Consider the following 15613-nt stretch of genomic DNA (forward strand, 5'->3'; position numbering starts at 1 on the left):
TGTTAAAGCTCCACGTCGTCCGCGGAAACCGCGGCGCGCTCGGTGTCCGTCAGCTCGGTCGACGCGACCGTCAACGCGTAGTGTTGTCGCGGATCGAAGTCGTCGAACTGGTCGACTCGGTCGAGCACGTCGAGCACAAGCTTCTTGAGGAAGAGCCGCGGTGAGATTCCCACCTGCCCTCCGAGTTTGCCGGCCACTGCGGATGCGAGGTCGCGCAAGTAAGAGTCGTCGACCAGGGCGCGAATCCGGTCGGGTGCCGAGGCACCATTCGCATACACGTCACGCACCCGAATGCCCACCTCGACGAGCTTCTCCAAGTCGAACCCGGCAAGACGGATCTGTGGAGCGCGCGGGTTGTCGAAGCGAGCGTCGGTGGTGAAGTCGGTGTGAAGGCGCTGCGCAAGTGGCGGCAGCGACTGGATGCCGAGTCGACCGTCGAAGAATGCAGGTGTACCGGTGATGAGCAGATACAACCCCGGATATCGACCCGAGTCGAGCTCGTCGATCCACTGACGCAGCGCGTTGAGCGCCTTGGCGCGACTGTCCGAGCGCATCCGCTGCAGCGTCTCGACTTCGTCGATCACCAGGAGCAACCCCGGGTGTCGCGCTCCTTCGAGCACTGCGAGCAAACCCTGAAGGAATCCCATGGCGAGGAAGTGGTCGACGTCTTGCCGAACGCCGGCAACCCGTTTCGCGGCGGCACCCACGTGCGGTTGCCCTCCGAGCCAGGCGACGAGCGCATCCGCGGTGACGGCGTCTTCACGGGCGAGAGCGGCGCGATAGGCGCGCAACACCATCGGATACACCGGTGTCACAGTCGCAACGGCCGCGAGGCGCTGCTCGAGCAGCGCGTCTATCTGTTCCTCGGTCGCTTCGTCCACTCCCGCCGCAGTCGCGGCGTCCTCCTCGACACCGAACAACCAAGCGTCGAGCACGCTGCGGAAGGCAGAGGGAGGGAACGCGGCGGTGCGCAGGGACTCGGTAGTCCGGCGATACACCGTTTCCAGCTTGTGGAGGGGTGTTTCGAGTTCGCTGATCTGGACCTCGGCCACCGCCAGGCCGCGACGCATAGCGCGCTGCTGTATCCACCGAGCGAAAAAGGTTTTACCCGAACCGTATTCGCCACGCACAGCCTTGAACACCGATCCACCGGCGGCGATGGCGTCGAGGTCATCGTCGACGGTCGGAGCAAACCTGTCGATGCCTACGGCAAGCACATCGAGGTTGCCGGCAGGAACGGTTCCCTGTCGCAGCGCCTGCAGGATCTCTCGCCGCCGGACCGGCGACAACGTGGTCACGGCGCAACTCCGTACTGCTCGAACAACAGCGCGGATTCGAGCTCGACCTCAGTGCCGTTGTCGGAGAGCACCACCACCCCGTCGGTGTTGAGTACCTGTGCGAGCACAGCAATCGCGGCGCGAGCGCGGGCCGGCTTCACGTCGAGGACGTCCGCAGCTCGGCTCAACGCCAGCCGACCGTTACCGTCGAGCATTTCCTGCAACAACTTGCCGATGACCGCCTTGGTGAACTTGGGTCGGAACTGCGCGTACTGCTGCTTGAAGAGCTCGCTGCCGAGGACCTCCGCGACCCGGTCGCGGCCCATGGGCGCCGTGGCGGCAGGGCGGCCGGCGGGCGTGCCGACGTCGAACAGCGCATCGGCCTGTGCAACGGGTTTCGTGGAGGCTGGCGGCTTCTTGCGTTTCGGAACCGGTGCCGCGGCGACAGGAGGGGCGGCCATGGGTGTCGGTGCGGCACGCGCCGTTTCCCACCATGCGGGTTGCGGCGCAGGGGCCACTTCGAGCCCGAGATGCTGTGGTAGCGCGCCGTTGACGAGGATGGACACGGGGATCACCGCTTCGGCCAGTGAGCCGCCGCCGTGGTATCCGGCCTTGAGGCCCGTGTAACGCACTTGTTCGTCCACGGCGAGGATCGCGCGCTGGTGTCCGGACAGGACCCGTTCGCCGATGACGAGCACTTCGTCCTCGCGGGGTTCGGGGTCGAGGTCGGAGGCGGACCGGTATCGCGCGGAGATTTGCTGTCCGCGCTGGACGCTCGGTTGCTCGCGGCGTTCGACGACATGCCCGTGATCACTGACCAGCACGACAGTTCTGCCCACCGCTGCGGCGGCAGTGAGCAGTGGATCGAGATGCTTGAAGCTTGCAGTGCTCCAGATGATGCCGATGGGATCGGACCGATCGAGCGCATCGTCGATGTCGTTCAGGACGCACGCCACGACCGGGCGATGCTCGGTGTCGTCCACCGCATCGCGGACGACGTCGGCAAGTGCGTGATTTCGGGAGACCAGATCCAGATCGGCCTTGTGGAACAGGACCTGTCCAGCGCCTTTCAACCCGTTGTGCTGCAACCATTTGGCAAACCCGGATCGCTCTTTGTCTTGCCCACCCTCGGCGAGATCTCCGGTCAGGAGCGAGCAGCGCGAGAAGCGGGTCACGGTGGGCAGTGCCGCGAGTGCTGCGTGCGGCTGGTCTGCGCCGGCGAACCGGCATTCCTGCCATTGTGGCCGGTGTCGCCGCAGTGCGTCGGCGACAACTTCATTGGCGACCGATCCGCTCATCCCGTCGGCGATCACGAGCAGTACAGGCGAGGGCTTCGGTCCGCCTGCGGAGACGCTGCCGAGCCCACCGGTGGGTCCCGGTGCCGGCACCGTCAGCGGTTTCACGATTCGGTCGAGCACGTCTTCGATATAGAGCGGGCCGCCCGAGCCGGCGCGATGGCCGCCGCCGGAGGCGAGTTGGCGCGCGAATCGACGATCCGCCTCGGACCGCTGGTTGCGCACCGCAGTGACTATTCGATCGGCCACCGTTGCCAGGGCTCGGTCGTCGGCACCGACGAATGCATCGTTGACGGCGTCGTCCACCCACGACAGGTCGCACCGGTAGTACGAGAGCCAGTGGGTCAAACCGGCAGGCTCCGACCATTCGAGGTTCCGTCGACGGAGCAGACGCAGCGCAGCTGCCCCGACCTGTACATTCCGTGGTGCATCGGCGGTGCCGACGTGCGCACTGCGGTGGGCGACAACGTCTGCCCACGCGTTTTCCGCTATCGCGAGATCACCGGAATCGACGGCTGCTCCGAGGGCCTTTGCGAATTGCGCAATGCGCGGGGCAAGTGCCATCGGTAGGACGTCGGACCGCGCGACCAGCGGCTCGGCGTGCAGGCGTCGCACTGCATCTTCGGCCCGGCGCAGCACCTCGTCGGGAACGTTGGTGCCCGACACCGCAAGTGCAGCGGCGTTGCCCCACGCGGTGAGCTGCTGCTCGGTGAGGGCACGATTTCCGAGCTCGACCTCGAGCAGGGTGCGGGCTTTGACGATGGTGTCTCGCGCCGCGGGGAACGCTACAGAGGCCGCGCTACCGTCGCCGATGAGCGCTGCGACGAGTCCGAGCGGGACGAGGTGCCCCGGGCCTCTGCTTCGCCACACTGCGACGAAGACCGGGCCGAGCGGGCCGAGCCGGGTCTCGATCCAGCTGTAGAACTGCTCGAGAAGCACCGGATCGGTGTGCTGGCGCCACACCTCGAACCGGGCGGTGATCGCGTCGTCCATCGACCACAACGCGATGTGATGAGGTGTGTACTCGGCTGGGCGTAATCCGAAGTTTCGGTCGGCCAGCGTCGCGAACAGGTGATCGTTCGTCAGTACCCCACCGGGCGCGGGGGCGCGCACGCCGTCGAGGTCGCGCAATGCGGCGCGGGCGGCATCGTTGCTCAGCGAGAGCAGCTGAAACTCTTGCCTGGCAGCCTGGAACAGCTCTCGCAACGCCGGCCACGGATCCAGATTCGACAGTCGTCCGGCGGTGAGGTGTTCGAGCACACCGGCGGGGAGTTCTGCGGCGTCACGATCGGTCAGAATCACTACCCAATCAGCACGGTGCCGCTCGGTGAGTGCGTCGCGGATCGCCAGAACACTCGGCGCGACACGCACCCGCACCGATTGGCCGTCGAAGTCGATCTCGTCCGGTCCCGACCATACGGGCGCGGCCGCAAGGGCAATGACCCCATGCGAGTAGTTCTTGCTGCGCAGTCCAGCGACGAGACTGCGTACTGCCGCGACGTCGGCCTCAGGAAATCCGGCAGCGACGGTCACGGCTCCACCTTGGTGATCGTGACGGTGTACGTGGCGTTCGGATCCGCATCGAGGAGTTCCCTCAAGCGGGCTTCGATCACCGAAAAGCTGCCGTGCGCGGTGAGAGTAACAGTCCGAGACGGTGGCGTAGACCCCTGCGACGCGGGATCGGTAGACCTGCTCCAGGAGGGCGCCGGCTCGGGTGTCGTACTCCCTGCGGGCTCGGACGATGTAAGCCACTTCTCGATCCAGCGGTCCCGTGCCGCATCAGCGGTTCGAAGAGCTCCAGCCAGCGGGCGCGCATACTCATGGTCGGCGAACGCGCCCGCAGCTGCGTCGATGATTGCAGCCGCTTCGCGGCCTCGCTCATCGTCCAGTGCTGCTGCGTTGCGCAGCACGGTGAACTTGTCGAGCGAATAGCGGCTGACTGCGTCGGCAACCGACACCGCCGTAGTAAGGCACTTGCCGGCCTCCAGGTCTGTGCCTGCGAGGGGAGCATGCGCAATCGCCTCGACCATGGCGATGTTGTCCAGGTGGTTGAGTTGCGCGTCGAGCATCTCGGTCAGGTCCCGCGCCAGATCGAAGCGCTTGCCGGTTTTGAGGCCGAGATAGGCGTATGCGCGAGTGAGGACATCGACGAGGCGCGACCGGTCGGCGCGTCCGCTTGCTGCGTGGTCGCGCACATGCTGAACGAACGCCGCGACGTTGGTGGCGGTGAGGTAATCGTTGACCGTGAGTCCGGTCAGTGTCTCCCACCGAGTGCACGCCCGGGTCCACACCTGACGGTCCGGAAGGGGCTCGAGGCGCAGTGTGGTGCCACGTCGGAAGTCGCCGATGGCCGGTTCGGTGATGGGAGACGAGTGCAGGAACCACGACCGTTTGCCCTGCGCTGCCCACGCGCCCGCCACCAGGTCGACCATGTCATCGGTCAAACCCCGCTTCGGTCCGCTCGCGACGATCGCATTGCGCAGATCCTCGATGTGAACGTCCCCGGACTCGTCGAAACCGCCGCGTGAGAGTTCCTGAGTGATGCGGTTACGCCAGCTCGCGAAATGTTCTGGGCCGAAAAGTAAATGAGTGTCATTGGTGCGGGCGATACCGAGGGATTCGACGACGCGTCGTACAGTGTCGCGTTCACCGCGGTCGAGGGGGATACGTCCGTCTTCTACCGCCTGGGCTTCCCGCAACCGTGTCAACGTCGTATTCAGCTGACGCCGGGTGATGAGCTGATCGGCAGGAGTGAACTCGGGGTGATCGGGATACAGCGCGGCGAACGCGTCGGCGATCAACCGGTTGGCGGCCTCGCCCAGGTCGTGTCCGATCGGAGGCTGCACGGCGAAACCAGCGTGCAGCGACCGCAGCGGCGGCTGATCGGGTGCGAAGGCCGAACCGGATCCGGCTGCCACTCCGTAGGCGACTTGAATGGCTGTCCCCAGCTGGCCACGCACCTGTGTCTGCTGCTGTTGCAGGATCGATCGGGCCGCGGCCCGGTCCGCGTCGGACAGCTCGTTCGCGTAGGACGCCCACCGGTCCCCGGCGAGCACGTAGTTGAGGATCACGAGCCGGCCGAGCTGCCGAGTTACCTTTTGGCTGAAGAAGTTCGGCAACCATGCCACGGTGAACCGATCCTGTCCGGTCCGCAGGAGTTGGTCGATGCGGTCGTGGTCCTCGCCGGTGGTGTGGCCGGCATCGTCGAACGGTAGGTCGACGACGAGCCGCAACGCCCCGTCGATCGAGGGCCGGAAGGCTTCGTCCGGCAGGTAGCCGTGGTCGCGGATGTTGCCGAACACGATCTCCACTTGCCGTTGGGTTCCGCGCCAGATCACCTGGCGGAGCAGTGCGTTGTCGACGGTGTGGTCGGCTCCGACCACACCCAGCTGCTCGGAGAGCATCTCGCGCATCAGCTCGCGGCGACGGCCGTCGGTGTCCTCGGCCTGGGCGCGGCGAACGATCCGCTCGTAGTCGACCGATTCGAGAGTCACCGAGATGATGGGGTTGGCGTCTGCCGTGACGGACAACTCGGGGATCTCCGCCGCCCACGCCTTGACCTTGCCGGTGATCTGTCCGATCTGGTCACCCGGGATGAGGCTGATGACGCTGCCGTGATTGAGCGAGGCCAACCGAGCGGCGTCGATCTGCTTGAGCGCAGGCACATTCGGGGCCACCGCCGACATCAGCAACGTCTTGGCGATACGAATATCTGCGCGCAGACCGGGCGGCACGTCCTTGTCCAGTGTGGACTCGGGAACATTCGCATTGCGGAAAAGCAACGGACGCAACTTATCGGTCCACAGCGAGCGCGCAGTCTTGAACGTCTGGGTGGCGGCTTCGTTGATGGGGGTCGCGTTGGCGCTGTCGATGATGTAGTCGAACGCCTCGCCGACAGGAATCACATTGTCGATAGTGAGCCGGTCGGCGTTGTCAGAGAGCATTTGCTGCATGACCTTCAGCGCGGTGCGCTCGCGCTGCATCTGTCCCGACAACTCGCGCAGCGTCGCGATGAGCGCAGGCGAGAACGGGTAGGTCAGCTTGAAAGCATCAGCATCGGAGCCGCGGTGCCGGTCATCGGTGTTGACACCGTCCAGGAGCACATCCCATACCTGCGGGCTGCGGTCGAGACGAGCAAACGCGGCGTCGAGGGCGGCTTTGGCATCGGCGTCTCGTGGCTGCAGCAGCCGCTTGTGCGCGATATAGGGGAGGTTCTCGTCGCCGAGGGTAACGAGCCCGAAACGGCCTTCCTGATGCGCGAAGGCACGCTCGACGGCCTGCTGGATGGCGCCTGCATCGGGCCCGCTGGCCACCCACTGGGCGAGGTTGTGCTGTCGGGCGACGTACGAGATGACTGGTACGGCGAGGCGCCCCCTGCTGGTCTCGACCAGTTTGGTGATCTTCTGCACCTCGGCGTTGAAACGTTCGCGTTCGGTGATGAGGAATGTCAACCACAGCACGAGTTCGTCGAGCATGAGAACGACGCCGTCGTAACCGAGCGATTTGGCGTGGTCGGCGATGACGGCGAGACCGTCTTCGAGAGAGAGCCAGTCGGTGTTGCGCGAGTAGCTGGTGAAGTAGGTGGACACCAGGGCCTGCTGCAGCCGAGCGCGCTCGGCGGGATCTGCACCGGGAGCACTCGCTGCTGCGTAGGTCTCGGGTGTCCACGCCCCGGTCGCCTGACCCAATGCGGACCAATTGACCGTGGTGCTGGCCTGCGGGCCCCCGGCGCTGTTGAGCGCGGCGAAGAACTTCTCGTCGCCCACCTCGCGGCGTCGGTTGTCTGCATCGCCGAACAGCCCACCCGCCGAGTGCAATACCGGGGGAAGCACGTCGGGGTGAGCAGCGGCGATCTGCCGCAGATACTGGTCGAACAGCGCCGATTCGACGCTCGTAGCGTCGAGGAAGTGGAACGTGAGTCGCAGCAGATTCGCCTGGTTCACCGTGGGGTGTTGGGCCACGATCGGCTGAAGCTCCGGTACGGACAGAGCCTTAGGAGAGTGTCCGAGGATGCCGTGTAGTACGGCCATGAAATGCGACTTACCGGATCCGAACGAGCCGTGGAGGAAGGCTGCCTTGTTTTCGCCGGAGCGCAGTGCCTCGTCGACTACCGATAGGGCCGAGTCGAATGCTTCAACGAGGGCGGGAGTGACGACGTAGGAGTCGACGGTCGCAGCGAGGTGGTCTTCGCCTACCGAATCGGACAGCCGCAACACGTAGTCATTGGTGCCGTGTGATTCAGGAATGTCGAATGTCTCGCGCAAGGTGCGCGCGGGAGTCGAGGCGCCGGGGAACACTACTGGCCTGCCTTTCCGGTTGCTGCCTTGCGGCCGCGGGTCTTCTTTTCGGGTCGCCACGCCGGCAGATCCTGCACCGGAACACCGACCGCGGCGGATTTCTCGGCGAGTTGGGCCGTCAGGTACTCAGCGAGGTCGACCCCGAGATTCGGGTCGACACCGGCGTGCCACTGTTGGACCCAGGGCAGCACCTCGGCGATGCCCGCGACGACAGGCACCAATGCGGTCAACGGTGTGCCCTCGGACTCGCGCATGGCATAGATGGTGGCGAGCGCCAAACCCTGCTGAGCGTGGTTCCAGCCAGCCCACCCGAGCAGCGGGGTCGGATCGGTGGCACGTCCCACATTGGGGTAGGCGATGAACCGTTCTTTCGGTACATCGAGCTTGCCGCGGTGCGACCAGTAGGACGACTTGAGGAAGTCGGCGCTGGTGTACTTCGGGGGTACAGGGATGTCCGCGGCTTTGATCAGCCCGGCGTCTTCCTCACGCTGCATGTCCCATACCCGCTCCCACTCGGCGCGCTTGCGCAGCCCGGAGTCCTTGTGGCGCAGGGCTGCAAGGTAGGGGACGGCTTGGTTGGCGAGCAGCTTGACGAGAGTTGCAGTGACGGGTGCGTCCTTCTGCCCTGCCCACAGATCCAAAGCTTCGATGAACTCAGGATTCTTTTCGACGTGTCCCGCCAGCTCACTGACCGACCGAGGGATCGGGGTCCCGTGCTGGGTGAACCACAGGGTCGGGTCCTCAAGTTTGTCGAGCAGCCAATCCCGCAGGGCACGCTGCAGCTTCACGTCCCACGAATCACCGGCCCAGCGGCGCTTGTATTCGGGGCGTTCGAGCAAACGGATGAACGGGTTGGATTCGATAACGGCGAGGCGCTTTTCGACTAGTGCCCGGTATTCGGCCGGCCAGTGCGCAGGGAGCTCAGTGATCGGTGTTGATCCATGGCGGGCGAACCATTCGGACTCACCTTCGTCGGCTGCGATCTTGCGTGCGAGGGCGATTTCGAACGCCCGCTCGCCCAGAGCGATGCCAGGTGCTTGTCCAGGCGGAAGGGCGAGATCGTCGTCGAACAGGCCGTAGTGGCGGTAGACCTCCCAGTCGAGTTCATCCTGCTCGGCGATCATCAACCCGCGAAGAAGGCCGTGTTCAGTTCGAGCGGTGTCGATGGTGGTGCGGGTGTGGCCGGGAGCTACGATCGCCGCCGCAGGTTCTTGGACGGTGAGTTGGCGCGCCAACGTGTCGAGGTAGCGGGCCCGTTCTAGCGGGACTTCCTTCGTCAGCGGGAAGTCCTGGAGGGTCGTGCCGGTGAACTCGTATGTATGTGACCAGGGTTGATCAGCTGCGCCGCCTCCGTGTCCGCCGCCGCCTTTCTTCTGGCTGTTCTGCTTGAGCCAGAAGCACGCGGTCGAGCTGTTGAGGGTGCCCAGGAGCCGCAGGTGATCGTCCTCGCTCGCCCCCTCCGGCAACTTGATCACCGGTGCGGAACGGTTGAACACCTTGCCGCCACGGTCGAGCACGAAGTGGTTGTGGGTGGCGACGAACGCGAAGGTGATGGCTAGGGGCGAGGTGCCTTCGTCGCGGGGAAGCTGGTGCCATTCCATCCAGCCGCGCTTCTCGGAAAAGTATGTTCCGCCGCCGAAGGTTGATCGGTTACCCAAGACCGTTCGTGATCGCCAAAGTTCTTGAGCAAGTCGGGCATTTAACATCGAATCATCAACGAGGTGCAAATGGACGTCGTACGGCACAATGGCAGCTTCGTCGAACTGTGCGGTCCAGTCGCGAACCGCGTCGCCACGAGTTGAGAGTCGAAGCTGGGCCGACAATCCGCCTAATCGTGAGACATGCTGCAGTGGGATGAAGAAGGCTTCGTCTGCGTGGCTATCCCCAAAAAACCCGATCCGCTTCTGGTAGTCCTTGATCGACGCTGATCGCTGCGCGTTGAGTGCCTCCAGTAGTTCGACGGCACCGCCACCACTGAGGCTCCAGGGGTGACGGCGGAGGTTGTTCCGCGGAAGGTCGAGGATCGAAACCCACTGGTCTTCGTAGCCGGGCTGGTCCACATGATCGACGATTGATGTCCACACCAGCCCCTTCGCTGGAGTCTCTGGCGCCCCAGGTTCACCCTGGATACCGAGCACAGCTCGGACGGAGTTGTGGATCAAGGACTGATTGCGACCGACAATAATGACTGTGGGAGTGCCGTGACCGGGAATATACGCCCCAGAGGTATCGGCGACCAAGCGGAGATCCTTGCGTGCGAGGAACTCCTCAATGAGGAGCACGCCGAAACGACGCTTCATGAAGGAGTTAGATGTGATCTGCCCGATCCATCCAGCTCGCTCACCGGTTTTGGCAAGATCGAAGAACTTCTCCATGAATGGAACAGTCAGTGCGTAGGTCCCTTTGCAGTAGTGGTAGATCTCCCGGTAGCGATCGTTGAGGACCCGGTCGCTGACGGTGATGTAGGGCGGGTTGCCTACGACTGCGTCGTACTGACCTGCCGCAAGAATTCGTCGCAGTACTCGCGCGTCTTCGGTGCTGTAGGTGAAACCGGCTGCGACAGCGTCTTTGTCGAACGCTGTGTCGCCGAAGTCGAACGCTTCCTTGCCTCCTTTCTCCGGTCCGTGTAGCAGGGAGTCGCCGGCGGCGAGGTTGAGTGTGAACTTCGGGGCATGCATCAGCGATGGTTCATTGCATGCCTTCATCGCTGCGACGATCAGTCGAAACTTGGCGATTGCGACCGCAAACGGGTTGAGGTCCACTCCGTAGATAGAGGCGAGCGCGTTGTCCACGCGGGTGCGGAGCTCAACGCCCGGGGCATGACGGTGCCAGCGTTCTACGAGCCGGTCGAAGGCGCCGAGGAGGAAGTGGCCGGAGCCGCAGGTCGGATCGATGAGTTTGAATCCTTCGAGCGGGCGGTCTCTCAGCGCAGGCTCGAGGGTTTGGTCGAGGATGAATTCTTCGACGAAGTCAGGGGTTTGGAGGAGCGCGTACTTCTTCTTCGCGAAGTCCGACAGGTCTTGATACAGGTCGCCGAGGAACCTTGTCGAGAGGCTCTCGTCGTTGAACGACCACACCAACTCGCCCACGTCGTCGGTCCGGCGCCAGAACCCGAGCAGTTGCTGGACGAGGTCGGAGGACGGGGAGATGATGTTGAGCGCAGCGTGTTCGTCGACCAGCGCTTGGGTGGCGGGGTTGCGGCGCAGCGCGTCGAAGGACTGTTCGAGCCACTCGCGGTAGGAGCAGTCCTGGTGTTCGCGGTAGAAGGCATTCTCGGCATCGATGGCACGTTGCCGCAGCAGAGGGGTGGGGCCGGCGATCCACACCGCGGTGTCGCCGAGCAACAGGTTGTCTTCGCAGAACCGCACGAACACGGAAGTAAGGAGCCAGCCGACGGCCGCCTGGGTGAGCTGATCTTCGGACCAGTCAGTCCATGACGTGGCGGTGCGCTGTTCGCGCACGGCCTCACGGTGGGTGGTGCGCCAGTTTTCGAGTTCGTGCGTGTCGGCGTTCAGCCGTGCCCGCATGTCATCGACCAGCAGGGTCAGTTGCGGCTTGAGTGCGGCCGTCAACTGGGCTCCGGCGATCGTGGCCAATGCCATCAGGCGTGCTCCTTCATTGTCGAATCCTCGGTCTGCGCTGCAGCGCTGAGTAGCGCTGATACTTCTGTATCGTCGATCTGCGCGAATTGTTCCGGGCTGTTGATCGGCAACCTCGTGCCGTCTACCTTCGAGCCAGGACGCCCGCCGGCCTCGTTACGCTGCGGCACCAGCGCCCACACAGCATGTGGAGGCGGGGTGGTCAGATCGGTCCATCTGCCGAGCACGTCGAGCTGCCCGTACGCGGCGAGTGTCGACAGGTCGGTGAGAACCACTGGACCGCTCGCTGCCGAGATCGCCTCGATGAGTGTCGGAATTGCTTGAGCGACAAATCCTTTCAGCCCTTCACGGTCGGCGGTAGCGCCTGCGTCTGCAGCGAGAATCATGTTCCAGTCGATGCCCGCGGTCGCGGCCTTCGATCGCAGCGAACCGAGTAGAAGCTCCGTCACGTCGATGTGGGTTGCCCCGAATCTCTCAACCAGCGCCGCAGCCACCGCGTCGGAGGTACCCAGAGGAACACCGAGAGCCCGGAACGTTCGTTCCTGCACGCTCGAGGCCAGAAGGTATTCGACATCGGACGTTCCGTGCTCCCGATGCACAGGAGCGGGGGTGCGAGTGTGGCGTGTGGGCACGTAGGAGGCCGCGGCCTGCTCCTGCACGAACTGGTAACGAGCGCGGGCGTCGTTCCACTCCATGTCCGGTACGAGAGACAGCACCACCGCGTCGAGTTCCGGGCGGCGGGGCAGGGACTTCGCCAACGCTGGGAAACGCGCTGCGAGACGCGATTCCAGTTCGGACCGGCCGAAGGAGTCCGTTGCCGAGAGGCCGCGCAGTAGCATACGCAACGCCTCGAGAATCGGCATCGATCGAGCGTGCAACTCGTCACGAGACGACAAGGCAACCTGCGTCGACGATGCTGCAGCCATACGCAGCAGCGCGTGGCCCGGGATCTCCACGTCGCTGGCAGCGACATCCAACAGTGCTGCTGTGGCGTCGCGCAGCGCCGACTCGGACTCCGCAGGTGCCACCAGCAGCGACCCCTGAGCCTGTGCGGCGTCCACCAGTGCCTCGGCACGTGCCGCCAGCACCGCGGGCAGCTTGCGTGAGACCCCGGGCAGCGAGATCATCGCGACTGTGCCCGAGCCGTGCCGCCGCACCATGTGCACTGCGGCGACGGCCGCGCCCCCTTCGTCGTTCTCGGCGTGTGGAGGCGACGCCAGTAGGAGCCGCAGCACACCGAGCGCGGTCCGCTGCGGGTTCTCGACCCCGTCGGTGTGGAGCGCGCCGGCGAGTTTCTGAGCAAGCAAATCCGGCGTCGAAGCACCACCGGACAATTCGAGCAGCGTAAGCATGCGCCCGTACAAGTCCTCCACGGTCGCCGCGAGCTGCGGGTTCTTTGCCCACAGCGACGGGAACTCACCGAAGATCTGGGCGATGCGACCCGAGGAAACTCCGGCGCGCGGTGCCACCATCTGATAGGTCATGAACGGATCGTCGGTGCTGTTCGGATGCGACCCGAGAACCAGCTCCACTACCTGTCGACGGATCGCCGAAGGCTTCGTCGCGGCCGCGCGAGCGAACTCGTCCGCCAGCGACGCGAGCGAGGTGTACGTCGCTGCGGAACCGATGGGTTGCACGGGTTCCGGAACGGGCGGCGGGGTGTGCTTTTTCTTCGGTGTCGATGCCGGTTCGATCGTCTGCGCCTTGAAGACTGCGGTCCAGGCGTCCCGCATGGTAGCGGCGGTATCGAACCGCTTCTTCACGTCGCGTGCCAACGCGGTCCGGAAGAAGTCCGCGAGCGCATCGGCGCGGGCGGCGCTCACGCCTCCTGCAGTGAAGTCTTCCGCCGAGACGGAAACGTCGTCGTCGAGAACACGTGGGTCGCTCAAACCGTCCCCGTATACGGGAGTTCCGGACGTTGCCATCTCGTACAGCACCACGGCCGCCGAGTATCGCTCCGCCGCGGAGTCATAGGAGGTGCGAATGCCGGTGCCCAAGAATGGATCCCGATATGGCGGAGTACCTGCGTCGATCTGCTCGACGGGGGCGCGTGACAACGAGAAGTCGAACAGCGCGAGCCTGGCTTTCGCCTTGGCTTTGCCTTCGGGCTTTGCCAAACCCAGGTTGGAGGGTTTGAGGTCGCGGTGGGTGATGCCGGCCGCGTCGAGCGCGACCACCACATCCAGCAACTCCTTGCCCCAGCTTCGCAGCTGCGTTTCCCCGAGCGGGGTGTAACGCACGACGTCTGCGAGTGTCTGCTCGCCGCAGTTGCTCAGCAGCAGCGCTGTGCGGTGCGCGAGCTCGATCGGTCCTTCGATGAGCTCCACCACGCCGGGCACCGGCGGGGACTGGCGGGCCAGCTCGGTAAGAACCAGTGCCTCATCGTGGAGGCGAGAGGTGGCGGCGTCGTCAAGTCCCACCTTGAGTACCCGCAGTTGGTCGTCGTGCTCCCGGTCGGTGACCAACACGCCGCGTGCAGTGGAACCGGCGCCCAGCACTCGCACCACGTCGAAGCGGCCCCCGAGGAGCGCACCAGGAGCGGGATTGAGCGGATCCGCCTCCGGGGCCGCCGACGTGGCCAATCGGTCGTGCCGGTAGTCGGAAAGTGCGGCGACAAACTGCTGCGCACCGAACTCGGGACGGCCGGTCTTGCGATCCGTCTTCATGCGCGTCGACACCGACGGAGCTGTTGCCTGCAGCACCAGCGCGCGCAACGTCTCGTCGACGAACCCGCCTCCGGACGCCGCCAGATCCAGGCCCTGTTCGAGCCGCAGTCGTTCGAGCAACGAGGCACGGTCGCGGGCGGGTGCCTGCCCACCCGAAAGCAGGTAGTACGCGAGTGCCCCGAGTGAGAACACGTCCAGCGCGAGCCGGTCGGCGTCCGGGGCCCATCGATCCTCCGGGGCCTGGTAGACGGCATCGGCCGGGGCACTGCCCGGCGCGACGGCGGTGCCGAGCATCGTCGCGGATCGGGTATCTCCGGTGTGCACCCGGCCGGCCCACGACCAGTCTGCGAGACGGACTCGTACCTCGCCTCGATCGAGAGCATCGGTGTGGACGAGCACGGTGCTCGGACCCAGGCCTCGGTGTGCGACGTGATTGCGGTGCGCGTAGGCGACGGCCTCGGCGGTTTGGGTGAGGATCAGCAGTTGCTGCTCCGCGGTAAGGGTGCGTGTCGCCAGGGCTAGATCCAGGGGTTCGTAGCCGGGGATGTCCGGGTAAACGATGACGGTGTTGCCGTCGTCGTCCTGAACCAGATCACGGGGCGCGACAATCGCGTCGTGCCGCAGCGAGGAGAGTAGCGAGAACTCCCGTTGCATTCGTCGGTGCGACGCCGCCCGTGCCTGCACTGGGGTGCCGCGGTGGAACGAAACGATCCGCGCACGTGCGCGTTCGTCTGTGCCCTTGTGGGTGGCGGCCCATTCCTGCCAGTCGTCGCCGCTGGCCAGGGGGGTGCCGGTGATCGTCCACGACCCCGCGTCGCGTTCGGTGCGGCGTGCGATGCCCAGGTTCTTCAGTGCGAGGGCGATGATGACCGACAGGTCCTCGTCCACGCGCTTGGTCTCGGTGGGCGGCTCCAGTAGCCGGGTCGAGATGCCGGGCAGACCGGTCTCGTCCTCGAATCCGTCCGGGCCGAACAGCCCCGATTTCGCCAGGTCCGGCATGTCGACCTTGAATGGGGCGCCGTGAAGGAACACGGACTCCTGCACGAACGGCAGGGCGCGTCGTACCTTCTCTGCGTTCAGGCCGGCTTGCTGCGCAACCTTGCGGGCCTCTTCTTCGATCCGCGTCGCCAACCGCTGGGCCTTGCGGCGGGTGATCAGCAGTGGGGAGCGTTGGGTACGGGTCTTGCCCCCGAGGGTAGTGCGCACCCAGCTGGTCTCTGTGCCCTGCAGGACGCCGGTGTAGTGCTTGAGTTCGACCAAATGCAGTCGGCGCCGGCCCAGAACCAGCGCGTCGATCTCATGCCACTGTCCGTGGTTGTCCATGAACTCGAAATTCGTCCACGCGCGGTAAGGGGACGCCTTGGGCACGATGTACCGGAGCATCGCCAGACCGTCGGTCTCGTGCGCGAACGCCGACTTCGAGACCTCGACCCAGCGATCATCGCTCTGTGCCACGTCACCGCCTACTTCTCGGTTCGA

General features: G+C 65.0%; 5 protein-coding genes. All 5 read right to left on the reverse strand.

Going from position 1 to position 15613, the window contains the following annotated elements:
• Positions 1-2 precede the first annotated feature (2 nt).
• The 5 genes from brxD to ACLQ3J_RS09800 are packed head-to-tail and all read right to left on the reverse strand — an operon-like array spanning position 3 to position 15589.
• Positions 3-1298, reverse strand: coding sequence for a BREX system ATP-binding protein BrxD (gene brxD / locus ACLQ3J_RS09780; RefSeq protein ID WP_425903009.1), 1296 nt, complete (start codon positions 1296-1298; stop codon positions 3-5).
• Positions 1295-4105, reverse strand: a complete 2811-nt coding sequence (gene pglZ / locus ACLQ3J_RS09785) for a BREX-2 system phosphatase PglZ (RefSeq protein ID WP_425903011.1) — start codon at positions 4103-4105, stop codon at positions 1295-1297. Before pglZ ends, brxD begins: the two co-directional genes overlap by 4 nt.
• A complete protein-coding gene (locus ACLQ3J_RS09790; RefSeq protein ID WP_425903013.1) occupies positions 4102-7929 on the reverse strand; it encodes a DUF6079 family protein in 3828 nt (1275 codons plus the stop codon). The genes pglZ and ACLQ3J_RS09790 overlap by 4 nt, the downstream gene beginning before the upstream one ends.
• Entirely contained in the window at positions 7869-11471 is a 3603-nt protein-coding gene (gene pglX, locus ACLQ3J_RS09795; protein ID WP_425903014.1) for a BREX-2 system adenine-specific DNA-methyltransferase PglX, read from the reverse strand. The genes ACLQ3J_RS09790 and pglX overlap by 61 nt, the downstream gene beginning before the upstream one ends.
• The gene (locus ACLQ3J_RS09800; protein WP_425903015.1) at positions 11471-15589 is read right to left on the reverse strand and encodes a protein kinase domain-containing protein; all 4119 of its coding nucleotides are present in this window, start codon (positions 15587-15589) and stop codon (positions 11471-11473) included. The genes pglX and ACLQ3J_RS09800 overlap by 1 nt, the downstream gene beginning before the upstream one ends.
• Between the last annotated feature and the right edge of the window lie 24 nt (positions 15590-15613).

This window comes from Rhodococcus sp. DT1, assembly GCF_049844875.1.
Classification (GTDB): domain Bacteria; phylum Actinomycetota; class Actinomycetes; order Mycobacteriales; family Mycobacteriaceae; genus Rhodococcus.

Bases quoted from the DNA above. Each gene is read 5' to 3' on its own strand.
- pglX (WP_425903014.1), bottom strand. From the start codon at position 11,471: ATGGCATTGGCCACGATCGCCGGAGCCCAGTTGACGGCCGCACTCAAG.